The sequence below is a fragment of the Leifsonia sp. 2MCAF36 genome (assembly GCF_052115525.1).
Taxonomy (GTDB): domain Bacteria; phylum Actinomycetota; class Actinomycetes; order Actinomycetales; family Microbacteriaceae; genus Leifsonia.
Window position 1 is genome coordinate 565,553 of record NZ_JBFRGV010000001.1, and the last position, 23,292, is coordinate 588,844.

At 69.2% G+C, this 23,292-nt stretch carries 24 protein-coding genes and 1 tRNA gene; 12 read left to right on the plus strand and 13 right to left on the minus strand.

Going from position 1 to position 23,292, the window contains the following annotated elements; genetic code table 11:
- Nucleotides 1-50 precede the first annotated feature (50 nt).
- Entirely contained in the window at nt 51-608 is a 558-nt protein-coding gene (locus tag AB4079_RS02630; RefSeq protein WP_441785718.1) for a dihydrofolate reductase family protein, read from the minus strand.
- 134 nt (nt 609-742) lie between these two features.
- On the opposite strand from AB4079_RS02630, the gene AB4079_RS02635 reads away from it, so the two are divergent.
- The gene (locus tag AB4079_RS02635) at nt 743-1,534 is read left to right on the plus strand and encodes an MBL fold metallo-hydrolase (RefSeq protein WP_441785719.1); all 792 of its coding nucleotides are present in this window, start codon (nt 743-745) and stop codon (nt 1,532-1,534) included.
- Nucleotides 1,535-1,564: 30 nt separating this feature from the next.
- Here the strand turns inward: AB4079_RS02635 and AB4079_RS02640 are convergent, their stop codons facing one another.
- The 3 genes from AB4079_RS02640 to AB4079_RS02650 form a co-directional block, all read right to left on the minus strand.
- Nucleotides 1,565-3,196 (minus strand): RecQ family ATP-dependent DNA helicase, encoded by a 1,632-nt coding sequence (locus AB4079_RS02640; RefSeq protein ID WP_441785720.1) that lies wholly within the window; start codon nt 3,194-3,196, stop codon nt 1,565-1,567.
- Between the two features lie 65 nt (nt 3,197-3,261).
- A complete protein-coding gene (locus AB4079_RS02645) occupies nt 3,262-3,777 on the minus strand; it encodes a DUF2231 domain-containing protein (protein WP_441785721.1) in 516 nt (171 codons plus the stop codon).
- 213 nt (nt 3,778-3,990) lie between these two features.
- Nucleotides 3,991-5,001: an SDR family NAD(P)-dependent oxidoreductase gene (locus tag AB4079_RS02650; protein WP_441785722.1), complete on the minus strand. Its 1,011-nt coding sequence runs from the start codon at nt 4,999-5,001 to the stop codon at nt 3,991-3,993.
- Between the two features lie 128 nt (nt 5,002-5,129).
- Between AB4079_RS02650 and AB4079_RS02655 the strand changes: the two genes are divergently transcribed.
- Nucleotides 5,130-5,495, plus strand: a complete 366-nt coding sequence (locus AB4079_RS02655) for a hypothetical protein (RefSeq protein WP_441785723.1) — start codon at nt 5,130-5,132, stop codon at nt 5,493-5,495.
- Nucleotides 5,496-5,499: 4 nt separating this feature from the next.
- Here the strand turns inward: AB4079_RS02655 and AB4079_RS02660 are convergent, their stop codons facing one another.
- On the minus strand, nt 5,500-6,501 hold the full coding sequence (locus tag AB4079_RS02660; RefSeq protein WP_441785724.1) for a quinone oxidoreductase family protein: 1,002 nt from the start codon (nt 6,499-6,501) through the stop codon (nt 5,500-5,502).
- Nucleotides 6,502-6,508: 7 nt separating this feature from the next.
- Complete coding sequence (locus tag AB4079_RS02665; protein ID WP_441785725.1) at nt 6,509-7,057, minus strand: GNAT family N-acetyltransferase; 549 nt, start codon at nt 7,055-7,057, stop codon at nt 6,509-6,511.
- On the opposite strand from AB4079_RS02665, the gene AB4079_RS02670 reads away from it, so the two are divergent.
- From AB4079_RS02670 to AB4079_RS02680, 3 genes are all read left to right on the plus strand, one after another.
- Nucleotides 6,972-7,751, plus strand: coding sequence for a dienelactone hydrolase family protein (locus tag AB4079_RS02670; protein ID WP_441785726.1), 780 nt, complete (start codon nt 6,972-6,974; stop codon nt 7,749-7,751). The genes AB4079_RS02665 and AB4079_RS02670 overlap by 86 nt on opposite strands.
- Nucleotides 7,751-8,137 carry an MmcQ/YjbR family DNA-binding protein gene (locus tag AB4079_RS02675; RefSeq protein ID WP_441785727.1) on the plus strand — a complete coding sequence of 129 codons (387 nt, stop codon included), beginning with the start codon at nt 7,751-7,753 and terminating at the stop codon, nt 8,135-8,137. The genes AB4079_RS02670 and AB4079_RS02675 overlap by 1 nt, the downstream gene beginning before the upstream one ends.
- Before the next feature lie 28 nt (nt 8,138-8,165).
- Nucleotides 8,166-8,238: transfer RNA gene (locus AB4079_RS02680), tRNA-Arg, on the plus strand.
- 150 nt (nt 8,239-8,388) lie between these two features.
- Here AB4079_RS02680 and AB4079_RS02685 read toward each other — a convergent pair.
- Nucleotides 8,389-9,840, minus strand: a complete 1,452-nt coding sequence (locus AB4079_RS02685) for a flotillin family protein (RefSeq protein WP_441785728.1) — start codon at nt 9,838-9,840, stop codon at nt 8,389-8,391.
- Between the two features lie 177 nt (nt 9,841-10,017).
- The gene (locus AB4079_RS02690; protein ID WP_441785729.1) at nt 10,018-10,800 is read right to left on the minus strand and encodes an SDR family NAD(P)-dependent oxidoreductase; all 783 of its coding nucleotides are present in this window, start codon (nt 10,798-10,800) and stop codon (nt 10,018-10,020) included.
- 82 nt (nt 10,801-10,882) lie between these two features.
- On the opposite strand from AB4079_RS02690, the gene AB4079_RS02695 reads away from it, so the two are divergent.
- Nucleotides 10,883-11,503 carry a TetR/AcrR family transcriptional regulator gene (locus AB4079_RS02695; RefSeq protein WP_441785730.1) on the plus strand — a complete coding sequence of 207 codons (621 nt, stop codon included), beginning with the start codon at nt 10,883-10,885 and terminating at the stop codon, nt 11,501-11,503.
- A gap of 29 nt (nt 11,504-11,532) precedes the next feature.
- On the opposite strand, the gene AB4079_RS02700 is transcribed toward AB4079_RS02695, so the two are convergent.
- The 3 genes from AB4079_RS02700 to AB4079_RS02710 all read right to left on the minus strand — a co-directional run bounded on the left by AB4079_RS02700 (nt 11,533) and on the right by AB4079_RS02710 (nt 13,656).
- Nucleotides 11,533-11,874, minus strand: coding sequence for a hypothetical protein (locus AB4079_RS02700; protein WP_441785731.1), 342 nt, complete (start codon nt 11,872-11,874; stop codon nt 11,533-11,535).
- Nucleotides 11,875-12,330, minus strand: coding sequence for a prevent-host-death protein (locus AB4079_RS02705; RefSeq protein ID WP_441785732.1), 456 nt, complete (start codon nt 12,328-12,330; stop codon nt 11,875-11,877).
- A 255-nt stretch (nt 12,331-12,585) separates the two neighbouring features.
- Nucleotides 12,586-13,656 carry a LacI family DNA-binding transcriptional regulator gene (locus AB4079_RS02710; RefSeq protein ID WP_441785733.1) on the minus strand — a complete coding sequence of 357 codons (1,071 nt, stop codon included), beginning with the start codon at nt 13,654-13,656 and terminating at the stop codon, nt 12,586-12,588.
- A 117-nt stretch (nt 13,657-13,773) separates the two neighbouring features.
- Here AB4079_RS02710 and AB4079_RS02715 point away from each other — a divergent pair, with 117 nt between their 5' ends.
- The 4 genes from AB4079_RS02715 to AB4079_RS02730 are packed head-to-tail and all read left to right on the plus strand — an operon-like array spanning nt 13,774 to nt 18,761.
- Nucleotides 13,774-14,697, plus strand: coding sequence for a carbohydrate ABC transporter permease (locus tag AB4079_RS02715; protein WP_441785734.1), 924 nt, complete (start codon nt 13,774-13,776; stop codon nt 14,695-14,697).
- Complete coding sequence (locus AB4079_RS02720) at nt 14,697-15,632, plus strand: carbohydrate ABC transporter permease (protein WP_441785735.1); 936 nt, start codon at nt 14,697-14,699, stop codon at nt 15,630-15,632. Before AB4079_RS02715 ends, AB4079_RS02720 begins: the two co-directional genes overlap by 1 nt.
- A 52-nt stretch (nt 15,633-15,684) precedes the next feature.
- Entirely contained in the window at nt 15,685-17,031 is a 1,347-nt protein-coding gene (locus AB4079_RS02725) for an ABC transporter substrate-binding protein (protein ID WP_441785736.1), read from the plus strand.
- 8 nt (nt 17,032-17,039) lie between these two features.
- Nucleotides 17,040-18,761 carry a glycoside hydrolase family 35 protein gene (locus tag AB4079_RS02730; RefSeq protein WP_441785737.1) on the plus strand — a complete coding sequence of 574 codons (1,722 nt, stop codon included), beginning with the start codon at nt 17,040-17,042 and terminating at the stop codon, nt 18,759-18,761.
- A gap of 18 nt (nt 18,762-18,779) precedes the next feature.
- Here AB4079_RS02730 and AB4079_RS02735 read toward each other — a convergent pair whose 3' ends face one another.
- Entirely contained in the window at nt 18,780-19,553 is a 774-nt protein-coding gene (locus AB4079_RS02735; RefSeq protein ID WP_441785738.1) for a COG4705 family protein, read from the minus strand.
- A 121-nt stretch (nt 19,554-19,674) separates the two neighbouring features.
- On the opposite strand from AB4079_RS02735, the gene AB4079_RS02740 reads away from it, so the two are divergent.
- Together AB4079_RS02740 and AB4079_RS02745 are read left to right on the plus strand one after the other, a co-directional pair.
- The gene (locus AB4079_RS02740; protein WP_441785904.1) at nt 19,675-21,060 is read left to right on the plus strand and encodes a GH1 family beta-glucosidase; all 1,386 of its coding nucleotides are present in this window, start codon (nt 19,675-19,677) and stop codon (nt 21,058-21,060) included.
- Between the two features lie 81 nt (nt 21,061-21,141).
- Entirely contained in the window at nt 21,142-22,353 is a 1,212-nt protein-coding gene (locus tag AB4079_RS02745) for an MFS transporter (protein ID WP_441785739.1), read from the plus strand.
- Here AB4079_RS02745 and AB4079_RS02750 read toward each other — a convergent pair.
- Nucleotides 22,350-23,246, minus strand: a complete 897-nt coding sequence (locus tag AB4079_RS02750) for a helix-turn-helix domain-containing protein (RefSeq protein WP_441785740.1) — start codon at nt 23,244-23,246, stop codon at nt 22,350-22,352. The genes AB4079_RS02745 and AB4079_RS02750 overlap by 4 nt on opposite strands.
- Nucleotides 23,247-23,292: the final 46 nt, after the last annotated feature.

Sequence of the window (23,292 nt, forward strand, 5' to 3'; positions counted from 1 at the left end):
ATTGAGGACGCGTGGCGACCTCAATCGTGACGCGAACGATCGATGTCGCGTCAGGCAGGCGTGTAGTGGAGGTGGAGGACGCCGTTGTCGTAGGCGTCGTGGTGGCGCAGCCGCAGCCGGGCGGCGGCGCTTCCGTCGGGGAACAGGTGGGCGCCTGTCCCGCGGACGGTCGGGTAGACGAACAGATGGAGGGCCCCGACCAGGCCGTCGGCAAGCATCGACCGGACGAGCGACCCGGAGCCGCTGACGTACACGCCGCCGCTGAACCCGTCGGCGAACTCGCGGATCCGGCCGGCGTCGTAGGCGCCCAGAGATCGCGAATTGGCCCAGGTGCCGGACGCGGCCTCGTCGTCGAGCGACGAACTGACCACGCCCTTCGGGCTGTCGTTGAAGAACGGAGCCCCCGGGTCGTCGGCCGCGGTTCGCTGCGACCAGGCGGGCGCGAACATCTCGAACGTGCGCCGCCCGAGGAGGATCGCGTCGGATGAACGCGTGAGCCGGCCGATGTCTTCGCCCATCTCCGCATCGAACCCGAACTCGGCGGTCCAGCTCGGATCCTCGAAGACGCCGTCGAGCGAGACGAACTCGTGCACAGCGATCGCGCCCATACGATGCCCCTTTCCCCCGGAACAGCTTAGGGGCTATGGGGCGATCCCGAAACGGCCGGCGACCGCATCCTGTCAACCCCTCCCCGCCCTCGGGCCTCACGCGTAGAAACGGAGCACATCGACGGGAGGCCTCCGTGACCCGAGCCATCACCCTCACACCCGAGCGCCGGAGCGGCACTCCGCGACTGACACCGGACGTGGTCCCCGGCGTCCACCGGCTGGAGCACGCGTTCACGAACTGTTACCTGCTGGCCCAGGGCGACGCGTGGACCCTGGTGGATGCGGCGTTCCCGAACACCTGGGGTCCGCTGATCCGCGCGGCCCACGAGCTGAATCTGCGGATGCGCGACCTGCAGGGCATCGTGCTCACTCACGGGCACTTCGACCATGTCGGGGTTGCCGCGCGCGCCGTAGAGGAGCTCGGGGTCCCGGTCTTCGTGCACGCGGACGACCGCAAGCTGGCAGCGCACCCGTACCGCTACCGCCGTGAGCACACGCCGTTCGTCTATCCGCTGCTGTATCCGCGGGCGTTCGCCCCGGCGCTCAGTATGGTTCGCGCGGGCGCCCTGCGCGTCAGAGGAGTGGAAGCCGTCTCGGAACTCCCAGGAGCCGGGCTGCTCGACCTGCCGGGCCGCCCGGAGGTGGTCTTCACCCCTGGCCACACTTTCGGGCATTGCGGCCTGCTCCTGCGCGATCGCGAGACCCTGCTGAGCGGCGACGCGATCGTCACACTGGATCCGTACAAGGGCATCCGCGGCGCTCAGATCGTCGCGGGAGCCGCCACGGCCGACTCGGCGCAGGCGCTCGCGTCGCTCGACGCCATCGCGGCGACCGGCGCCCGCGTGCTTCTGCCCGGGCACGGCGAACCGTGGCTGGACGGCGTGGAATCGGCTGTCGCCTCGGCGCGCGCCGTCGGACGCAGCTGATCGGGCCGTCCCGCTGCAGACGGCCGCCGTTCAGGCGATCGGGCCGACCACCTGCAGCAGCCCGCCGTCCTGCACGGCCGAGAGCGAGAGCACTTTGTAGCCCGCATCGTCGAAGAACACCGTGAGCCGGTCGGCCTCCGTGTGCATCACCACCCCGGATCCCCAGGTGTCGTGGGTGACCCGCGCCGCGAGCGGGAACGGGGTGTCGGCGGCGGCATCATGCTCCTCGGCCCAGCGGTAGGCGCTGCCGGACGAGCAGGTATCGCAGTTGCCGCAGGGCTCCGGGAGTTCCTCCCCGAAGTACCCGAGCAGGAACTGCCTGCGGCACATTCCCGTTTCGGCATACTCCTGCATCAGCTGAGAACGCGAGTGTTCGATGCGCTGGCGGGACTCCGCCTCGGCTACTGCACGGGATGCCGCTTCCGTCGGTTTCAACTCGGCAGCCACCAGGTCGTCGTCGGATCCGGTGAGCACGTCCGCGTCGCGCAACAAACCCAGCAGCCGCCCGAGCGACCGGACCCTGATGCCGGAGCGCTCGGCGACGGCCGCCCGGGTCGTCCCCGGCTGCGTGCGGATGGCGGCGAAGACGCTGGCGAGTTCGTCCGGGTGCGGGCCCCCGCCGGAGAAGAACTTGGTCAGCGCGAAGTCCACCGGCCGGTAGTGGAGGGTGACCAGCGCCGGATCACCGTCACGGCCCGCTCGGCCCGCTTCCTGGTAGTAGCTGTCGAGGGAGTCGGTGACCGATGCGTGGACGACGAAGCGCACGTCGTGCTTGTCGATGCCCATCCCGAATGCGCTGGTGGCTGTGACCACCCGCGCCCGGTCATCCATGAACCGCTCGTAGACGTGTTCGCGCTCCGCCGAGCGCAGACCAGCATGGTATGCGGCGGCGGGAATGCCGTCTTTCGCGAGCTCGGCGGCGTACTGCTCCGCATCCTTCCGCGTCGCCGTGTACACCAGGCCCGATCCCTGCAGCTCCCGGACGTGCTCGATGAGACCGGAGCGCTTCTCGGAGTCCTCCTCATAGCGACGCACCTCCAGACGCAGGTTGGGGCGATCGAACCCGGTCGCGAACAGCCGCGGCCGCCGCATCCGGAGCCGCTCGCCGATCTCCGCCCGGATGGGTGGCGCACCCGTCGCGGTCATGGCGACGACCGGAGGGTGTCCCAGCTCGTCGATGACGTCGCCGAGCAGGAGGTAGTCGGGGCGGAAGTCGTGCCCCCACGACGACACGCAATGCGCCTCGTCGACCGCGAACAGGGACACCGGGAGCGCGCGGAGTCGCTCGCGGACCTCCGGATTCGCCAGTTGCTCGGGAGCGAGGAACACGAACGCGGGCTCACCCGACTCCAGAGCCTCCCAGTCGCGCTCCCGCTCGTGCTGACCCGCGGACGAGTTGATCGCGAACGCGCGAGGGACATCCTTCGCCTCTGCCAGGCTGCGGACCTGGTCCTCCTGCAGAGAGATCAGCGGCGAGACGACGATCGTCACCCCACCGAGGATCGTGCCGGTCACCTGGTACAGCGAGGACTTCCCGTAGCCGGTCGGCATGATGGCGAGCACGTCACCGCCGTCGAGCAACACCTCCATCGCCGCCGCGAGGCGCGGGCGCAGCTCCTCCCAGCCGAACGAATCGCGGGCGACGTCTTCGATGCGTGTCATGCGGCCACGGTAACTGATCGCACTGATCGCACTGATCGCACCGGTCGCACCGGTCGAGCCTGTCGTCATCGGGTGTACGCGCGCTCCTGGTCCCGCTCGTCGGCCACGCGGACGCCGTGACGGTACGCCAGTTCGCCGCCCAGCGTCCCGGAGACGCCGACGACGAGGATGCCGATCAGCGCGAGGATGAACCCGCCGACGCTGGGGTCATCCGGGTTGCCGGCGCGGACGATCGCGCTGATGACGAACAGCACGATCGCGGTGGAGTTGAACAGCAGATGCCACACCGCGATGCGTCGCACCTTCGTGCCGGCGGGCAGTTGCGAGAAGTCCAGAAGGCCGAAGATCGCCGCGAGCAACCCGCCGATCACGCCGATGACGACCAGCCACAGGGCGCCGACGGAGAGCGCGTGTGGTGCGGCGCCGAGCAATGCGGCGATGTCGAAGATGACAGCGGCGGTCCATGCCCCGATGGGAATGGTGACCAGGATGGCGTGGAACGGGTGTCCGTACGGCCCGGCGATGATCGAGCGGGGCCGCTTGGCGTGCCGGAATCCGGAGTCGGTGTCGGGGCCGGTCATGAGATGCTCCTCTTCTCCTGGTGTCTCCCATGCTCGGCTCCGCGTGCGACTCGCGGCAGCCCTTCCGCGACGGCCGCTGCACGCGTAAGGCCTGCCGCCTCATCCCGAGCTGTCAAGGCCTCCAGGGCGGACGGTCGCCGGCGCGGGCAGAGCGATGGCGCGCGCGGCGCGCGAAGCGCGGTGCTCGAGACTGACTCCCACCCCGGGCGAGGACTACTGGACCGACCAGCCGCCGTCGCTCGGCAGGATCGCGCCGTTGATGTTGACGCCGTCGTCGCTGAGCAGGAAGGTGATCGACGCAGCCAGTTGCTCCGCAGTCGCGATCGTCGGGATCTGCTGCTGGAACGGCGTGAGCCGAGCCGTCCCCGCCTCGGACGGATGCGCCGGCATCGGGATGCCCGTCGCGACGCCGCCCGGAGCGACCGCGTTCACGCGGATGCCCTGCGGACCGTACATGAAGGCGGTGCTGCGCGTGAGTCCGACCACCCCGTGCTTGGACACCGTGTAGGCCGTGCCCGAGGCGTTGCCGCGCAGTCCCGCCTCCGATGCCACGTTGACGATGGAGCCCTGGCCGGCCTCCAGCATCGTGGGCAGGACGGCGCGGGTCAGCTTGAAGCCGCCGGTCAGATTGATGCCGATGGTCCGGTCCCACACGGCGTCCGACGTTTCGTGCGCCGGTGAGAAGTCGTCGTTGACGCCGGCGATGTTCGCGAGCGCGTCGATGCGATCCCCCGCCGCCGCAACGATGCTGTCGATGTCGGCCTGCTGCGTGATGTCCCCGACGACCGTGACGACGGCGCCCTCGGGCAACGACGATGCCAGGTCGGCGAGCCGCTCGGCGGAGATGTCGACGGCGACCACACGGCCGCCTTCACGGGCGATTCGGGAGGCGGTGGCGCGTCCGATCCCGGAGGCTGCGCCTGTCACGATGACCGTTCGGCCGTCGAAACGCCCGGGCGTCACCTTCTCGACCCATCCGGTCTCGACGTCTTCCGGCATCACGCCGTCGTTGGCCTGCAGGACCAGGTCGTCGACCACGGACTGCGGCAGCTGTCCCTGGCTCATCGCGACCAGCTGCTGCAGCGGGAGGCCGCGCACCGGCGCGAGCATCTCCTCGCCGACGCCGGCCTGCGCGAGAAATCCGTGGATGAGCGGGGCGCCCTTCGGGTGCTCCAGCCATTCTCCGATGGTGCTGTGTGCCGTCAACGGCTTCGGTTCGGTCATCGTCGTCCCTCCTCGTGGGTTTCTGACGCGATTATGGCACTTAGTGCCATATAACTCCTGTGAGAACCCGGCGAGCTGCGCACGGCGCTGCATTCCCGACCATCCGACCGCTGGCTATGCTGTGCGCCATGAGCACGAAGAGCCGCCAAGGCCCGCACCAGGAGCAGACGCTGCAGCTTGGCGAGAAGAGGGGGCTGTGGGGTGCCTTCGCGGGACTCATCACCGCCGTGCTCATCGCCTACCCGCTCTCGGCGTGCATCGCCTTCGCGACCCATCCGACGACCCAGAAGCTGTTCGGCGGCCGCCTGGAGTCGGCCTCGGCGGGCGGTTTCGCGGCATTCTGGTGGGTGCTCGCGCTCGGCTGCCTGGCGCTTCCGTTCATCGTCGGCTTCGGCATCGCACGACTGTCGTCGCGAGCCGTCATCACCATCGCCGCGATCGTGGTGCTCTTCATCATCGCCGTGGTGGTCCTCGGGCAGATGTTCGCCTTCTGACGGGTCAGCCGACGGCGAGCACGACCTTACGGCCGGACGCGAGCGACTCCGCCACCCGGTGCGCCTCCCAGACCTCCGTCAGCGGGTGGACGACCGGCTCGGCCGTGCGCAGAGACCCGGAGGCCGCATCCGCCAGCAACCGCGAGAGCAGCCGCCGGTAGTCGTTCCGTCGCGTCGCGACGTACAGCGGCGTGCTGCAGACCCGCTCCGACCGGTGTCGCGCGGCGATCGTGGAACCCCGCAGCGCGTCGGCCCGCTCATGACCCGGCCGACCAGCGAATGCGGTGTGCACCAGGACGCCGTCGGAGGTGAGGGCCTCACGCACGCGCCGGGACCCGGTGTGGTCGATCGCCGCATCCACCGCTCCCCCGGCAGCCTCGCGGACCAGCGCCGGCCAGTCGTCCGCGGCGTGGTCGACGACGGGGATGCCGAGCTCGCGGACGCGGTCGGCCGTCCGCGCCGAGGCGGTGCCGACCACGGTGCGGCCCGAGCGCTGGGCCAGCTGGACGGCGAGCGAACCGACGGCTCCCGAGGCGCCCTGCACGAGCAGGCTCCGTGCCGGCCCGGCGAGTTCCAGCGCGTGCGCCGCGGTCACCCCGTCGAGCGGCAGGACGGCGGCGACCGCCGGATCCATGCCCGAAGGCACTGCCACCAGCAGCGTCGGTGCGACGATCAGGAAGGTGGCGTGCGCCCCCATCCTCGGCAGAACGCCCGCAACCGTTGCGCCCTCGCGCAACCCGAGCGCGATGGACACGGCCGACTCGGTGAGCAGCTCGCCGACGAAGTCGTAGCCCGTCACGAAGCCAGGCACGGGTTGGAGGACGTATCCTCCCCGCCGGGCCAGCAGCTCCGTCGCCCCGAGCGACGCATGGGTCACCCGGACGACCACCTCGTTGCCGCGCGGCGGGCGCAGCGGCTCGCGGGCCAGCACCATCGCGGTCGGGTCGCCGAAGCGGGAGACCCGGGCGACGAGCCGCGAAGGGGCGTCGCCGGTAGCGTCTCGCATCGGGCGGTCAGCCCGCGCGGCGCTGCAGCAGCGCGCCGCGCTCGGGGTGCGCTTCGAACCAGTCGGCCACGTACCAGCACATCGGGACGATGTGCAGAGACCCGCTCTTCTCGATCTCGTCGACCGCGTACTCGACCAGCTGTGCCGCATACCCGTTGCCCCGGTACTGCGGCACGGTGAAGGCGCGCGTCAGCGAGATGGAGTCGCCCAGGATGCGGTAGTCGAGCACCCCGACGAGCTCGCCGTCGATGTGCATCGCGAACCGGCTCGCATCCGCCTGATCGCTGAATTCGGTGGCCATGCGCCCATGGTACGTCCGCGGGGTCGCCGGCGAAGCGGGGTAGTGTAAAAGCGTGGGATCCCGACCCGCACCCGAGGGTTCCCGCGCAGTTCCGCGACCGAGGCCACAGCAGCCCAGGCCGCCGGCGGCGCCCGCCGACCGCGCGACGTGACGACACTGGAGTCCCACCGTGACGTTCGACACTCCGCAGCCTGCCCTCGCCCCGGCCTTCCAGGAGCTCCTCGAGCAGGTCCCGATCGGCGAGCACTCGGTCATCGAGGTCGAGACCGTGCCCTACGAACACGAGGGCCTGCCACTGGAGGGCTACCTGGCCCGCGATGCGCAGGCGGATGAGCGACGCCCGGCGGTGCTCATCCTGCACGACTGGTTCGGCGTCGCAGACAACGTGCGGATGCGCGCGCAGATGCTGGCCCGGCGCGGCTACGTCGCCTTCGCGGCCGACCTCTACGGCGCGGACGTGCGGCCGACGGGTGACGCGGCCTCCGCGGAGGCGGGCAAGTACTACCGCGATCTGCAACTGCTGCGGGCACGGGCCGCGGCCGGCTTCAGCTGGCTCCAGCAGCAGCCCACCGTCGACCCGGCCCGCCTGGCCGTGATCGGCTACTGCTTCGGAGGGACCGCCGCCCTGGAGTTCGCACGCACGGGCGCGCCGGTGCGTGGGGTGGTGTCCTTCCACGGCGGCCTGATCGCCCACGACCCGTCCGACGCGGCCCAGATCGCCGGCTCGGTGCTGGTGCTCACCGGCGGCGATGACGCGGTGGTCCCCGACGAGGCGATCGTCGCCTTCAAGAAGGAGCTCCGGGGCGCGCCGCACGTCGACTGGCAGGTCACCACCTACTCGGGCGCGCCGCACGCGTTCACGATCCCGGGAATGGACCGCTACCGCCCCGTCGCGGACGCCCGCAGTTGGCGAGCGCTGGTCTGCTTCCTCGACGAGGTGTTCCGCTGATGGAGCATCCGCTGCTGTTCGACGATGGCGACCCGCTGGTGACGCAAGTACGCGCGCTGGCCCTGCGGCTACCGGAGGCCGTTGAGACGCTCAACCACGGCCGCCCGTCCTGGAAGGCCGGCGAGAAGGGCCGCGTTTTCGGCGTTCTCGGCGCCTCCATGGACCGCACCGACACGCTCGTCTTCAAGCCCGATCCTGCGGAGGCGCCGGCGTGGCGGGAAGACCCGCGCGTGTTCGTGCCCAAGTATTGGGGGCCGAGCGGATGGCTGGCGATCGAACTCGATCGCTCGACCGCGGACTGGTCCGAAACGGCCGAACTGATCGAGACGTCGTACCGCCAGGTGGCGCTGCGCCGTCAATTGGCAGTCTTGGATGCGGTCATGTAGGCTCTTATCCGGTCCGCGTGCGGATCATGCGCCACTAGCTCAACGGATAGAGCATCTGACTACGGATCAGAAGGTTGGGGGTTCGAATCCCTCGTGGCGCACACTGGTTGAGACAGTGATTGTACGGCAACGTGCAGAAAAAAGGCCCGGTGAGGCGGTGGAAACCGCTCGGATCACCGGGCCTTTTCTCTGCCCGCGAGCCGCCCCAACCAGTGATGCCGGCTGGGGCGGCTCAATCGTTGCCTGGCGGGTCATGCCGTGGGTGCGGGCTCCTCGACAGCGTTCCCTGCCGGCTTGGCGATCTCGGCCGGCTTCACCAGGGCGGGCGTCTCGGCGACGGCCGGAGCCGCCTCCACGATTGCCCGTCCCAGCGCACGGCCGGTCTCGCGACCGGTGACCAGCTCCGCGATGTCGAGGCCGGTGATGTTCCTCACCAGCTCGGTCGTCGTCGCGAGCGTGTGCGGCAGGGCGCCGACAACGCTGGACGCACCCGGGTCATCGCTACCACCGCCGGAGATGACCGTCATCTGGCTGATCGCGGACATCGGCTCTGCCGCTGCGCGGACGATCTCCGGCAATCGTTCGATCAGCTTCTCCAGCAGGAAGGTCTTCGACGCGTCGAGCGCCTCACCCTTCGCCTTGGTGGCTGATGCCTCGGCCTCACCGACCGCGGTGATCGCCTCCGCATTCGCTGCCGCTTCCGCCCTGACGGCCTCGGCGACGGCGATACGGGTGTCACGCTCGGCGCGCGCGGTGTCGATGGATGCCGCGGCGGCTGCCTCGGCCTCCTTCCGCACCTTGTACGCGTCCGCGTCGGCGACGGCGTTGACGTCCGCCTCGAGCTCCTGTTGGCGAAGCGCCACCCGACGCTTCGCCGTCTGCTCCTGCTGGGCGATGACCTCCTGCTGCGCGATCGCGTCAGCGAGCGGCTTGGCCTGGTCGGCTTCCGCCTTTGCCTTGTCAGTCTCCTTCTGGATGGCCGCCTTCCGCAGGTCGAGCTCACGCTGCTGATCCGCAACGGCCTGCTCGGCACGGATGCGGGCCTCCTCCGAGGCCTGGTTCGCCTGGGCCTCTGCGATCTCTGCGATCTGACGCACACGGGCAGCTTCGGCACGGCCCAGGTTGACGATGTACGAGCTCGCGTCGGAGATCTCCTTGATCTGCAGCGTGTCCACGGTGAGGCCCTGGACGCCGAGAGCTTCCTTGACCTCCTCGAACACGTTGGCCTGCAGCGTGGTGCGGTTGGTGATGATCTCCTGCACCGTCAACTGACCGACGATCGCGCGGACCGAACCGATGAGAACCTCTTCGGTGGAACGCTCGATCTGGTCCTGCTGGTCGAGGAAGCGCTGCGCGGCTGCGCGAACGTCCGCCTCGGTGCCACCGACCTTGACGACGGCGACAGCTTTGACGCTGATACCGACGGCATCTTTGGTCTGCACGTTCGCGGTCACATCCAGCTGTCGGCTGGACAGGCTCAGGCGCGAGTACGCCTCCACGAGCGGGCGGACGAAGACACGCGAACCGAACACGACGCGCTGGCCGCCGGTCTCGTCTCCGTCCTTGTTGGTCCGCTGCTTCGAGGTGACGATGATCGCCTCGTTCGGTTTCGCCATCTTGATGCCGCGCAGCACGGTGATGAGCGCGATCAGCACGATGAGAAGACCAACGCCCCAGAGGGCAGCGGTGATGAGAAGACCCATTGTGGTCCTTGTCTGGTTGGGAACGGACCCGGCGGGTGCCTGATCCGGTCACGGCTATGCCGCTGACCAGGTCGGGTGGTGTGGAGCGACGCAATCGGCTGGCCCGCGTGCCGCGGCAGAGTGCATCGGCTGTTCAGAAGCTAGCAGTCCTAGGCGCGAAGCTTTTCGTTTTCGTGGTCAGGACAGCTGCTGGCCGCCGGCGATGTCGAGTGTCACTCCGGTGATCCATGACGAGGCGTCGGAGGCGAGGAACAGGGTGGCCGCAGCGATATCGTCCGGCTGGCCGATCCGCCCCAGCGGGAACCCGGCGGCCAGGCGGGAGCGGGCTTCGTCGGTCATGTAGGACCGCATCCGGTCGTTCTCGACGGTCGCCGGGCATAGGCAGTTGACTCGGACGCCGTATTGCGCCAGCTCCCCAGCGAGGTGACGTGACAATCCGATCACACCGGCCTTGGCCGCCGCATACGCGGCGTTGGCGTTTGTCGCCTGTCGGGCGGCGGAGGAAGACATCGTCACGATTGCACCGGATCGGCTGGTCAGGTCGTCGAGGAAGGCGGAGATCGTCAGGAAGGTAGCGGTCACGTTTCCCTCGAGAACCTCACGCCAGTGCTCTGCCGTTTCGGTGGCGGTGGGGACCGGGCCGCCATTGCCCCCGGCGAAGGCGACCAGGATGTCGATCGGCCCGAACGACTCGTGGACCTCGGCAGCGAGGCGGCGCACGTCGTCCTCGCTGCTGCAGTCCGCAATAACGGCCAGCGCCCGGCCACCCTCGGCCTCGATGTCCGTCTCGACCGCCGCAGCGGCTGCGTGGTCGCGACCGACAACGACAACAGCGACGCCGTTGGCGGCCAAGGCACGAGCGGTCGCAGCGCCGATCCCCCGCGATCCGCCGGTCACCACTGCGGTCTTGCCCGCAAGGTCCGGATAGACGGCACCGCGCCCAGGAAGTGTGTCGTTCATCGCGCTGGCTCTTCCCTCTACGCTATAATTTGATCGTACAGTGCGTTCAACTAAAGCACCGACGAGAGGCGCCGTCAAGACCATGAGTCCTCGCCCATACAACCTGGGCCGCCGTCATGAGCAGATCGACCAGGGGCGCCGCCAGATCGTGGACGCCGCTCGGGCGCTGCTCGGCGAGGCGACCAGCTACACCGACTTCACCGTGAATGCCGTGGCCCAGCGGGCCGACGTTGCGCGCGGCACCGTCTACTACCAGTTCGAATCCAAAACCGGCCTCCTCGAAGCGCTCTGCGATGAGTTGGCCCAGGTCGGCGGGCTGGCCGACCTGCCTGGGGCGTTCGCGAAGGAGGACCCGTTGCAGGCGCTGACGGCGTTCATCGACTGCTTCGCGCAGTTCTGGCAGGCGGACCGCGACGTGATGCGCCGACTGCGGGCCCTCGCCGCACTCGACCCCGACGTTCGCGCGGTGATCGAGTCGCGGGACGAGCGCCGACGCCGGGGCCTCTCCGAGCTAGCCGGTCGCATCCTGGGTGCGAGCCATCCTGCGAGCGCTCCGGGCACGGAGGTCGTCTCGCAACTCCTCGCCGTGACCAGCTTCGAGACCTTCGACACCATCGCCGGCGCGGACAACGCCGATCTCACCGTCGCAACTCCCGCGATCGTGCAGCTGGCCCGCGCCGCGCTGAGCGCCGCCACAGGCTAGACCCCTACGCAAGTCTGATGCTCGGAGGGCTATTTGGTCGCGTTCGGGTGGTGCGTGTGCACCTGCTCCAGATAGACAGTCTGCTCGTGGACGTAAAACCAGAGCCGCGCGTCGCCTTTGAGTGTCGGCTTGTGCTGCCACCGCTCGTGCGTCACGCCGTCCCGCGTGATTGATCCCAGCTCGCCGCGGAGCCGGTAGTTCGTCGGCGTTTCGATGAGCGGCGTGCGCGTGAGGAAGTCCCAAGCTTCGACCATCGCGTTCCGGGTTGTCGCGCACAGATCGGTCCAGCCGCGTTGCGCTTGCAAGCTCGCGAACACGATGCTGAACTCGCTGCGCTTGGTGGGCCGGGCGACCTTCTTATCCCGTGCCACCTACGGACGCTCGACGGGGATGCCGGCGTCGAGCCATTCGACCGGTGCGTTGCCAAGGCCTGCGGCTACGGCGGTCGCGGTCTCCATCCAGGAGTTCATTGCCGCGGTTGCCAGGTGCGACTGTCCCGTGGAGAACGACGCGCGGGCCGCATCCAGGAGCTCTTCCGCGCAGGCTGCACGGTCCGCCGGGTTGAGGGCGAACATCCAGGGCAGTGCCTGGGACATTCGATCGGCGAGAGTCCCCCTGGTGTCGGTTGCGACTCCGATGAGGGTGGCCGCGAGTTGGAGCAGGGTGCTGCGCGCGGAGGCCTCGCGCTTGGACATGAGAACGAGATCTTCCCCATCGCGGCGAGTGACTTCGACCGGCTGCTCCTCGGCCGCAGCGAAGACGCGTGTCGAATGCCGGCTCAGTTCCGAGGACTGGAAGACATGCGAAGGCTGGGCAGTGGCGATCATGCAGCTAGTCTACTTCAGAATTACTTCTGAACTTGCGAACGGTCTGTTCATTTAGCCGCCACGACGTCGCGCCGGTCCGCGACAGCGGCGTGGGCAGCCCACCCAGGTCGCGCACGTTACGCAGCCCATCCCAATCCACCGTCCGCATGCCGGGAGGATACCAACGCGCCCTGCTGGCACGTCATGGGAGTGAGCGCCGTCGCTCGGAACGTCAGCGGGCGGTCGAGCGGCAGCCGATGGTACGAACTGGCGCGCTCACGAAGCGGTGAGGCGGTGCGCCGAGGGCGGCGGGGCGGTGCTCGCGCGGACCACCAGACGGGTGTGCTGCACCGACGAGCGCACCGGCTCCGGGCGCTCCTCGATCTCGGCGATCAGGAGGTCGAGCGCGCGGCGGCCGATCGCCTCGAACTCCTGGTGCACGGTCGTCAACGGGGGCCAGAAGGAGTCGGACTCCGCCATGTCGTCGAAGCCCACGACGCTGACATCCTCGGGCACGCGGCGGCCGGCCTCGTGCAGCGCTCGGAGCACGCCGAGCGCCATCTGGTCGTTGGCCGCGAAGACCGCCGTGATCTCCGGGCGCTCTGCGATCTCGCGGCCGTGGCGGTAACCGGCCGCGGTCGACCAGTCGCCGCGGAAGACCTCGGGGACGGGTGCGCCCGCCCCCTCCAGCGTGCGGCGCCACGACTCCTCGCGACGCGCGGCGGAGTACGACTCGGCCGGTCCGGAGACGTGCCAGACGGTGCGGTGGCCCAGGCCGAGCAGGTGCTCGGTCGCCTGGCGCGCGCCCTCCGCCTGGTCGGTGTCGACCTGCGGATAGTCGGGACGCTCCGTGGAGTCGACGACCACGACGGACAGTCCCGGCGGCAGCTCGACGTCGGCCCTGTCGACGATGTGGGCCTCAAGGACGACGATGATGCCGTCCACGGCCTGCTCCAGCAGGCGACTGAACGCAAGGCTCACGTCGCGCTGCGTCGGCCGCTCCACCGGGACGACCGTGATCGAGTAGCCGACGGTCGCGGCTGAGCTGGCGATCGCATCCAGGGTCCGCATGTTGCCGTAGGAGGAGAGCGTGAACATGATCACGCCGATGTTGCGGAACTGGCCGGAGCGGAGGGCCCTGGCTGCGCGGTTGGGCCGGTAGCCGAGCGACTGCATCGACGCGAGGACACGCTGACGCGTCGACTCCTCGACGTTGGTCAGTCCGTTGGCGACGCGCGAGACGGTCTGCGTCGACACCCCCGCGTCCAACGCCACATCGCCCAGCGACGGGCCGCGCTTGCGCGCTGCCGGTCGGGCGGGCGGGGTGTCGGCAAGCGGCTCTGTCATGGTCTCCACATCTTCGCGCACAACTCGACCTTGCATCGTGTTGACGTCAACATGCTAGAGTAAGCGCCACGATGTTGACGTAAACATCGCGATCCGACCCCCGAACCCAGGGAAACCATGACAACGACGTCCCTCACGCAGGCGACTGCGTCGGCACGCGGCACGCGCCCCCGGCGGTCACGCCGAGACTGGCGCGGCTGGGCCTTCGTCGCCCCGTTCATGATCGTCTTCGCGGCGATGATCATCGCGCCGGTGCTGTACGCGATCTACCTCAGCCTGTTCCGCCAGCAACTCATCGGCGGCAACGCCTTCGTCGGCCTCAGCAACTACCTGGCGATCATGCAGGACACGAAGTTCTGGGAGTCGCTCGGCCGAGTCACGCTGTTCCTGCTGGTCCAGGTGCCGATCATGCTCGCGCTCTCCCTCGTCGCCGCACTCGCCCTCGACAGCGCGCGCCTGTACGGCGCCGCCTTCTTCCGCATCGCGCTCTTCTTGCCGTACGCCGTACCGGGCGTGGTCGCCGCCCTGATCTGGGCGTTCATCTACGGAGACCAGTTCGGCCTCACCGCGAGCCTCAACCACCTGCTCGGGACCGGCCTCCAACCGCTGAGCGGGCAGTGGGTGCTCGCCTCCATCGGCAACATCGTGACCTGGGAGTTCATGGGCTACAACATGCTCATCTTCTACGCCGCGCTCCGCGTCATCCCGACCGAGCTCTACGAGGCGGCCGAGATCGACGGGGCCGGCGCTTTCCGCACGGTGTTCAGCATCAAGATCCCCGCCATCCGCGGCGCGCTCGTGATCGCCACCATCTTCTCCATCATCGGCAGCTTCCAGCTGTTCAACGAACCCAACCTCCTGAAGCCGCTGGCGCAGAACGCGATCAGCAGTTACTTCACCCCGAACATGTACGCCTACAACCTCTCGTTCGCCGGGCAGCAGTTCAACTACGCCGCGACCGTCGCCATCGTGATGGGCGTCATCACGGCCACGATCGCGTACGTCGTCCAGCTGCGCGGCTCGAGGAAGGAGCTCCGCTGATGGCCGTCGTCACCGAGACGAGGAGCAGCCGTTCTCCCAAAGCGCCCTCGCGCGCCGCAGCACGATCCCGCAGCGCCGCCGCGACTCACGGCCGTGTCCGGAAATCGCCCCTGCTGACGATCGTGATGGTGCTGTTCGTCCTCTACTCCCTGGTCCCTCTGGTCTGGCTGCTCGTCAACGCCACCAAGTCCCAGCCCGATCTCTACTCGTCGTTCGGTCTGTGGTTCGGCAAGGACTTCAACCTCTTCCAGAACATCGCTGAAACGTTCAGCTACCACGGCGGGATCTTCCTGCAGTGGCTCGGGAACACGCTTCTGTACGTCGTCGTCGGCGCCGGCGGCGCCACCGTGCTCGCCACGGTCGCCGGCTACGGGCTCGCCAAGTACAACTTCCCCGGCAAGCGGGCCGTGTCCGCCGTGGTTCTCGGCGCGATCGCCGTCCCGGGGACGGCGCTGGCCGTTCCGACGTTCCTGATGTTCAGCCAGGTGGGCCTCACGAACACCCCGTGGGCGATCATCCTCCCGTCTCTGATCAGCCCGTTCGGCCTGTTCCTGATCTGGACCTACACGACGGAGGCCGTTCCCACCGAGCTGCTGGAAGCGGCACGGATGGACGGCGCAGGCGAGCTCCGCACCTTCTTCACCATCTCGCTGCGCCTGCTCGCGCCGGGCGTCGTCACTGTCGCCCTGTTCGCGATCGTCGCCACCTGGAACAACTACTTCCTGCCGCTCATCATGCTCAGCGACCCCACCTGGTATCCCCTCACGGTCGGACTCGGGCAGTGGAGCGCCCAGGCAATCGGGGTCGGCGCCCAGCCGATCTTCAACCTCGTGATCACCGGATCTCTCATCACGATCGTCCCGATCGTGGCGGCGTTCCTGGTGCTCCAGCGCTACTGGCAGTCAGGTCTGGCCGCCGGAAGCGTCAAGCAGTAACCCGAAATCCCATCCACGCAATCGCATTCCACGAAGAAGTGAAAGGAAGCTCATGAAGCGCATGATCTCATCCCGGCGTCTCGCCAGGATCGTCACCGCAGCGGTGGTCGGCGCCGTTGCCGCCGCCTCGCTCGCCGCCTGCTCGGGAGGCACGGCCGCAGGCAGCGGGGGCGCCTCGGACGTCGACGCAGCCCTCAAGCAGGGCGGGACCATCACCTACTGGTCCTGGACCCCGTCGGCCCAGGCACAGGTCGCCGCATTCGAGAAGCAGTACCCGAAGGTCAAGGTGAAGCTGGTCAACGCCGGTACCAACACCACCGAGTACACGAAGCTGCAGAACGCCGTCAAGGCTGGATCCGGCGCACCGGATGTCGCTCAGGTCGAGTACTACGCCATCCCGCAGTTCGCGCTTTCGGACTCTCTCGTCGACCTGACGCAGTACGGCTTCGACAAGCTCAAGAGCAGCTACACCCCTGGCCCGTGGGGCTCCGTCAATATCGGCGGCAAGCTCGTCGGCCTGCCGCAGGACTCGGGGCCCATGGCGCTGTTCTACAACAAGACCATCTTCGACAAGTACGGCCTCCAGGTTCCCACGACGTGGGACGAGTACGTCGCCGACGCTCAGAAGCTCCACGCCGCAGACCCGAACGAGTACATCACCAGCGACTCCGGCGACCCCGGCTTCGCGACCTCGATGATCTGGCAGGCGGGCGGGCGACCCTTCTCGGTCGACGGCACGAAGGCCACGATCAACCTGCAGGACGACGGCTCGAAGAAGTGGACGGCCGTCTGGGACAAGCTGGTAGAGGGCAAGCTGGTCTCCACCGTTCCCGGGTGGAGCGATGAGTGGTTCAAGGCGCTCGGCAACGGCCAGATCGCAAGCCTGGTGACCGGCGCCTGGATGCCCGGCGTGCTCGAGGGCTCAGTCAAGGACGGCGCAGGCCAGTGGCGCGTGGCCCCCACCCCGACGTATGACGGAACGCCGACCAACTCCGAGAACGGCGGCGGCGCCCAGGTGGTCATGAAGCAGTCCAAGAACCAGGCTCTCGCGGCCGGCTTCCTCAAGTGGCTGAACAACAGCCAGGACAGCATCGACGTCTTCCTGAAGTCCGGCGGGTTCCCGTCGACCACGAAGGACCTGAACTCGTCCGACTTCCAGGCCCAGGCGCCTTCGTACTTCGGCGGCCAGAAGATCAACGAGGTGCTCGTGGACGGTGCCAAGAACGTGTCCACCGGCTGGCAGTACCTGCCGTTCGAGGTCTATGCGAACAGCATCTTCCCCGACACGGTCGGTCAGTCCTACAGCTCGGCCAGCAGCCTGAACCCTGGCCTCGTCGCCTGGCAGAAGCAGCTGGTGCAGTACGGCAACCAGCAGGGCTTCACCGTCACCGGCAAGTAACACCCCTGGTGGCCGGCCGCGGTGTTCGCGGCGGAGCCCTCCACTACTTCCGCGTGCACCCGGACGACTGGGCGGACCGCATCCGGAAGGCCCGGCTGATGGGGCTGAACACGATCGAGACGTATGTGCCGTGGAACGCGCACGAACCCCGGCAGGGCGAGTGGCGCGCGGACGGCTGGCTGGACCTGGGACGGTTCCTGCGGACCGTCGCCGCCGAGGGGATGCACGCGATCGTCCGTCCCGGCCCCTATATCTGCGCCGAGTGGGACAACGGCGGGCTTCCGGCCTGGCTGTTCACCGACCCGGCGGTCGGCATCCGCCGCTCGGAGCCCACGTTCGTCGCGGCGGTCAGCGACTTCCTGCGCAACGTGCTCGACATCGTCCGGCCGCTCCAGGTAACCGAGGGCGGCCCCGTGCTGCTGGTGCAGGTCGAGAACGAGTACGGCGCATACGGCGACGACAAGGACTACTTGGCTGCCCTGGTGGAGGTGATCCGCGGAGCGGGCATCACCGTCCCGCTGACGACCGTCGACCAGCCGCAGGACGACATGCTCGAGAACGGGTCGCTGCCCGGCCTCCTCAAGACGGCCTCCTTCGGCTCCCGGTCGCGGGAACGCCTGGCGACGCTGCGACGCCACCAGCAGACCGGGCCGCTGATGTGCTCGGAGTTCTGGGACGGCTGGTTCGACAGCTGGGGCACCCACCACCACACCACGCCGGTCGCCGATTCGGCCGCGGACCTGGATGAGCTGCTCGCGCTTGGCGCGTCCGTGAACCTGTACATGTTCCACGGCGGCACGAATTTCGGCTTCACCAACGGCGCCAACGACAAGGGCGTCTACCAGCCCATCGTGACCAGCTACGACTACGACGCCCCGCTCGACGAGGCCGGCGAGCCGACCGAGAAGTTCTGGGCGTACCGCGACGTCATCGCCAAGTACGCGACCGTGCCGGAGCTGGAGCCGGTGGTCGCGGCGGCCGCCCCCGCCTTCACCGTGCCGTTCGACGCGGCAGTGCCGCTGTGGGCGGTCGCCGACCGGCTCGGTCAGTGGTCGCACAGCGACGCGCTCCCCACCTTCGACGAGCTCGGGCACTACAGCGGGCTCGGTCTGTACCGCACGGAGATCGACACCACGGAGCCGGCCGTTCTCGAGTTCGGCGAGGTGCGCGACCGCGCCTACGTCTGGGTCGGCAGCAGTCGCCTGGGCGTGCTGGCGCGCGACCACCACGAGTCCTCCATCTCCCTCTCCCCGAGCCGCGGAACGTTGACGGTGCTGGTCGAGGATCAGGGACGCGTCGACTACGGCCCCCGCATCGGCGAGCCGAAGGGACTGGTCGCTCCGGTCCAGTTGAACGGCGAGCAGCTGAGCCGGTGGAGCGTCCTGCCGCTGGAGCTGTCCTCCATCGATCCCGTGAGCGAGGCGCTGGCAGCCGACGCGGGCGACGCGCCCGAGCGCCTAGCGGGCCCTGTCTTCGGGCGCGCGGTGTTCGAGCTCGAAGAGCCGGGGGCGCTCTTCCTCGACACCACCGGCTGGGGCAAGGGCGTGGCCTGGATCAACGGCTTCAACCTGGGTCGCTACTGGGCGCGGGGCCCGCAGGAGACCCTGTACGTGCCACGCGGCGTCCTGCGCGTCGGGCGCAACGAGTTGATCGTGCTGGAGCTGGAGTCGGCGGCCGAGGCGACCGCCGCCTTCGTCTCCGAGCCGCGGCTGGGGCACACCGAGGTCTAGCGGCGCAGCGTTACCGGTTCAAGCGGCCGGTTCAGCAGCCGGCGAGGCGGCTGCGAGCGGCTCGCCCGCCGTCCGGCCCCCGCGTCGGCTGAGCGCCGCTACGCACACGACGATCGCCGCCAGCAGCGCGAGGCTCACCGGACCGGTGCCGAGCGCGAGCCCGCCGCGTGCGTGCGAAACGGCCAGGCCATCGGAGACCGACGCACCGAACGGCCGGGTGAGGACGTACGCGGACCAGAAGGCGGCCGTCGCTCCGAGCCCCCACCAGCGGTAGGCGATCCCAGGGACCGCGAACAGGATGCCGAACACCAGCGCCGACGCGAAGTATCCGAGACCGAAGGTGACAGCGGTCAGGTCGCCGAGAGCGGTGCCCAGGGCGAACGTCGCCAGCACTGCGCACCAGTAGAAGACCTGGCGGGCACGGGAGTCGATGCGATGCACCGAGAGGGTCCGCTGCGTCAGGTACCAGAGCACGAAGACGGCGGCGAGCGCGATCGCGAACACGACCGTCGAGACAGCGTACGGGACCCCCAGCTCGACGTGGAGCACGTCGGCCACCATCGTGCCGAACACCGCCACCATGAGCACCGCCGACCAGTACACCCACGGGATGTACCGGCGCACCGCGAACTGCAGGGTCAGGGCAGCCGCGAAGACCACGAAGCCTGCGGCCACGGCGATCACCGGGTCGATGGTCTTGACCAGGAAATCGGACGCGGTCTCGCCCATCGCTGTCGTCAGCAGCTTGGTCACCCAGAACAGGGCGGTGACGGCGGGCACCGTGTTGCGCATCCCCTCAGCATCCCTGACCGACGCCCCGCCAGCCTGGGCGACCGTGGCGAACGGCTGAGAGGACTCTGAGGAACGGATAGCGCCCGCGTTCGGCGTACGGGGTACGCTCCCCCAAGTGACCATGCAGAGAAGCGACCTCCCCGACGGTTTCATCGTCGGGACCGCGACCGCCTCATACCAGATCGAAGGCGCCACCCATGAGGGCGGCCGCGGCGAGAGCATCTGGGATGCGTTCGCGCGCGTCCCCGGCGCCATCGCCGACGGCAGCACCGGCGACGTCGCCGACGACCACTACCACCGCTGGCCGGAGGACGTCTCGCTGATGTCCGACCTCGGACTCGACGCGTACCGGTTCTCCATCGCGTGGCCGCGCATCCAGGCCGACGGCAAAGGCGCACCCAACCGCGCCGGTCTGGACTTCTACCGCCGGTTGTCGGAGTCGCTGCTCGAGCGGGGCGTGACCCCGTGGGCGACGCTGTACCACTGGGACCTGCCGCAGGCTCTGGAGGACCGGGGCGGCTGGCTGAATCGCGACACGGCCCGTCGGTTCGCCGACTACGCCGCCATCATGGCGGAGGAGCTCGGCGACGTCGTCAGCGACTGGATCACCCTCAACGAGCCGTGGTGCTCGTCGTTCCTCGGCTACGCCAGCGGGCACCACGCCCCCGGGCGCACGGTCGGCTCCCGGTCGGCGCACGCCGCGCACCACCTGCTGCTCGGCCACGGCCACGCGCTCGAGGCGCTGCGGGCGACCGTTCCGTCAGCACGGGTGGGCACGACGCTGAACCTCTATTCGGTGCACCCCGCGAGCGACTCCGACGCCGACTCGGACGCCGCGCGCCGAATCGACGGTCTCAGCAACCGCCTGTTCCTGGAGCCGGTGCTGGCCGGCTCCTACCCGGCCGACGTGCTCGATGACCTCGGCGAGGCGGAGTGGTTCGCCGAGAACGCTACGGATGACGACCTCCGTCGCATCTCGGCCCCGATCGACTTCCTCGGAATCAACTACTACAGCCGCCACACGGTCGCCTCCGGCTCGTCGCCGGCCGCAGGCGCACCGGCGAGCGCCTACCCGGGCAGCGAGCACGTCCGCTTCATCACGACGGGCGCACCGGTCACGCAGATGGGGTGGGAGATCCACCCCGACGGGATGGTCGACGTCATCCGTCAGGCGAACCAGCTGGCCCCCGATCTGCCCCTGTACATCACGGAGAACGGCGCCGCCTACCCCGACCGGGTGGACTCGGACGGCGAGATCGACGACCCGCAGCGAGCCGAGTACCTGGAGGCGCACTTCGAGGCAGCCAGGGATGCGGTGGCCGAGGGGCTCCCGCTGAAGGGCTACTTCATCTGGTCCCTCATGGACAACTGGGAGTGGGCGTGGGGATACTCCCGCCGCTTCGGCATCGTCCACGTCGACTACCGGACGCAGAAGCGCACGCCGAAGCGGAGCGCCCGCTGGGTGGCGGACTTCCTACGGAATGCGGTTCCCGCCTCCCGGGTCTGACAGCCCTCCGTCCGGACGGCCGATCAGGTGCCGCGGACGATCGGTCGGGCGAGGGAGGCCGCGTGGCACCAGGCTGGAACCATGACCATCGATACCTCTTCCGGTCCGGACACCTCCTCCTTACCCGCGACCCCGGCCTCTGCGCGGCGGGCCTCGTGGGGAGGAGTCGTCGCCCTGATGGTCGGCGTTTTCGCACTGGTCACCAGCGAATTCCTGCCCGCCAGTCTCCTGTCACCGATTGCCTCTGGACTGCATGTGAGCGAGGGGACGGCCGGGCAGGCGGTTACCGCGACGGCCCTGATCGGCGTGATCGCGGGACCGGCGATCGGCCCCCTGTTCCCCCGTCTTGATCGACGCCTCCTGTTGGTCGGCCTCGCGGTTCTCGCTGCGGTGTCCAACCTCCTGGTGGCCGTGGCACCCCAGTTCTGGCTGCTGCTGGTCGCGCGGGTGCTCCTCGGGATCGCCATCTCGGGTTTCTGGTCGATGGCCGTCGCCGTGGCTGCCCAGCTCGTGCCCGCAGAACGCCTCGGGCGAGCCATGATGATCGTCAACACGGGCGTATCGCTCGCCACGGTGGTCGCCGTTCCTCTCGGTGCGTTCCTCGGGGCGGTGTGGGGGTGGCGCGCCGTGTTCGTGCTCGTGGCCGCGATGTCCGTGGCTGCGGCTGTGGCGCAGGTCCTTCTCCTTCCGAAGGTGGCGCCGGCCCAGGGGTCCGGCCTGCGCACCCTCCTGGCGGCGCTCCGCTCGCCGGTGATGATCGTCGGGCTGCTCGGCATCGCGCTCCTGGCGGGCGGGCATTTCGCCGGGTTCACGTACATCCGGCTTGGAGCGGCAGACATCCCCGGGCTGACGACGGCCGGGCTGGCGGTCCTTCTGGCCGTGTATGGGGTCGGCGGCTTCGCGGGCAACGTCGTGGCCGGTGTGGTCGCGGACCGTCGTCTGCGCACCGCGCTGGTCGTGATGCCGGCGGTGCTCGGGACGGCCGTCACCGTTTTCGCGCTGCTGCCCGATCAGGTTCCGCTGGCGTTCGCGGCGGTCGCGCTGTGGGGCTTCGCGTTCGGCGGCGTCCCCACCCTGGTGCAGACCTGGGCGGCCCGGGTGGAGCCCGAACGGATGGAGGCGGCAGGCGGCCTCGTCGTCGCGGCGTTCCAGCTGGCGATCGCACTCGGAGCGGCGGCCGGTGGGCTCCTCGTCGACGGCGCCGGTGTGAAGGAAGCACTGGTCGCCGGGGGGATCGTCGCCGCGCTGGGCGGGGTGCTGCTCGGCTCTGCCCGGCGTCGGCGAGCCCTCTAGGCGGTCACGCCCTGCACTCGGGAGTCCGCCTCACGACGCCAGGCCGCTGGGCTCACCCCTGTGTGGCGGCGGAAGGCGCGGCTGAAGGCAACATCGGAACTGTAGCCCAGGCGGTGCGCGACGGCGCCGACGCTCAGGTCCCCCTGGCTCAGCAGGTCACCGGCCTGCTCCATTCGCACCGCCGCGAGGTAACGGCTCGGGGAGTCGCCGACGAGTTCGCGGAAGCGCTCGGCGAAGACGGTGCGGGACGCGCGGGCTACCCGTGCAAGCGTCTCCACTGTCCACGGCTCGCCGGGCGCCTCTTGCATCGCCGCGACCGCCCGGGCGATGTGCGGGTCGCGCACGCTCACGAGCCACTGGTCGGGAGCGCATCCGTTTTCGACCCAGGAGCGGATGGCGGCGGACGCGATGATGGTCGCGATCCGGCTCGCCATGACCGAGTTGCCGGCGCGCACGCCACCGAACTCCAGGCCGAGAGTCTCGATGAGGGGCCCCATATGCGGTTCGCGGACCACGAACCCGCACGCCGCGAACGTCTCGGGAAGGGTCAGAGTGAGGGGCAGACCCATCGACGCGGCCGTCTCGAGCTCGCCGGACGCGAGCACCGCATCCTGAAGCGCCAGGATGCGGTGTGCACCCGCCCGCGGCAACATGAGGAAGTCGCCCACGGCAAGCCGCACCGGAGCGCCACCCGCTGTCGTCTCGACTGCCCCGGAGACGACGTAGTGGAACCGCGTGGAGCCGGGCGGCACGGCCACCACATTCCCCGCTGCGAGCTTCCGCTGGCCGAAGTCGAGCAGTGTCCACTCCAGGCGCGCCAGCAGCCGGTCCACCTCACCCAGCACCGCTCGCGCGGGCGCCGCCACAGCGGCAGCCTTCGGAGTCGGGGTCATGGAAGAGGCAACCCGATGACCGCGGACGCCATTCCCAGCCGCTCGG

Bases quoted from the DNA above. Each gene is read 5' to 3' on its own strand.
- AB4079_RS02630 (WP_441785718.1), bottom strand. From the start codon at position 608: ATGGGCGCGATCGCTGTGCACGAGTTCGTCTCGCTCGACGGCGTCTTC.
- AB4079_RS02640 (WP_441785720.1), bottom strand. From the start codon at position 3,196: ATGACACGCATCGAAGACGTCGCCCGCGATTCGTTCGGCTGGGAGGAG.
- AB4079_RS02645 (WP_441785721.1), bottom strand. From the start codon at position 3,777: ATGACCGGCCCCGACACCGACTCCGGATTCCGGCACGCCAAGCGGCCC.
- AB4079_RS02650 (WP_441785722.1), bottom strand. From the start codon at position 5,001: ATGACCGAACCGAAGCCGTTGACGGCACACAGCACCATCGGAGAATGG.
- AB4079_RS02655 (WP_441785723.1), top strand. From the start codon at position 5,130: ATGAGCACGAAGAGCCGCCAAGGCCCGCACCAGGAGCAGACGCTGCAG.
- AB4079_RS02660 (WP_441785724.1), bottom strand. From the start codon at position 6,501: ATGCGAGACGCTACCGGCGACGCCCCTTCGCGGCTCGTCGCCCGGGTC.
- AB4079_RS02665 (WP_441785725.1), bottom strand. From the start codon at position 7,057: ATGACCGAGTGCTCGCCGATCGGGACCTGCTCGAGGAGCTCCTGGAAG.
- AB4079_RS02675 (WP_441785727.1), top strand. From the start codon at position 7,751: ATGGAGCATCCGCTGCTGTTCGACGATGGCGACCCGCTGGTGACGCAA.
- AB4079_RS02685 (WP_441785728.1), bottom strand. From the start codon at position 9,840: ATGGGTCTTCTCATCACCGCTGCCCTCTGGGGCGTTGGTCTTCTCATC.
- AB4079_RS02690 (WP_441785729.1), bottom strand. From the start codon at position 10,800: ATGAACGACACACTTCCTGGGCGCGGTGCCGTCTATCCGGACCTTGCG.
- AB4079_RS02695 (WP_441785730.1), top strand. From the start codon at position 10,883: ATGAGTCCTCGCCCATACAACCTGGGCCGCCGTCATGAGCAGATCGAC.
- AB4079_RS02705 (WP_441785732.1), bottom strand. From the start codon at position 12,330: ATGATCGCCACTGCCCAGCCTTCGCATGTCTTCCAGTCCTCGGAACTG.
- AB4079_RS02710 (WP_441785733.1), bottom strand. From the start codon at position 13,656: ATGACAGAGCCGCTTGCCGACACCCCGCCCGCCCGACCGGCAGCGCGC.
- AB4079_RS02715 (WP_441785734.1), top strand. From the start codon at position 13,774: ATGACAACGACGTCCCTCACGCAGGCGACTGCGTCGGCACGCGGCACG.
- AB4079_RS02720 (WP_441785735.1), top strand. From the start codon at position 14,697: ATGGCCGTCGTCACCGAGACGAGGAGCAGCCGTTCTCCCAAAGCGCCC.
- AB4079_RS02725 (WP_441785736.1), top strand. From the start codon at position 15,685: ATGAAGCGCATGATCTCATCCCGGCGTCTCGCCAGGATCGTCACCGCA.
- AB4079_RS02735 (WP_441785738.1), bottom strand. From the start codon at position 19,553: ATGCGCAACACGGTGCCCGCCGTCACCGCCCTGTTCTGGGTGACCAAG.
- AB4079_RS02740 (WP_441785904.1), top strand. From the start codon at position 19,675: ATGCAGAGAAGCGACCTCCCCGACGGTTTCATCGTCGGGACCGCGACC.
- AB4079_RS02745 (WP_441785739.1), top strand. From the start codon at position 21,142: ATGACCATCGATACCTCTTCCGGTCCGGACACCTCCTCCTTACCCGCG.
- AB4079_RS02750 (WP_441785740.1), bottom strand. From the start codon at position 23,246: ATGACCCCGACTCCGAAGGCTGCCGCTGTGGCGGCGCCCGCGCGAGCG.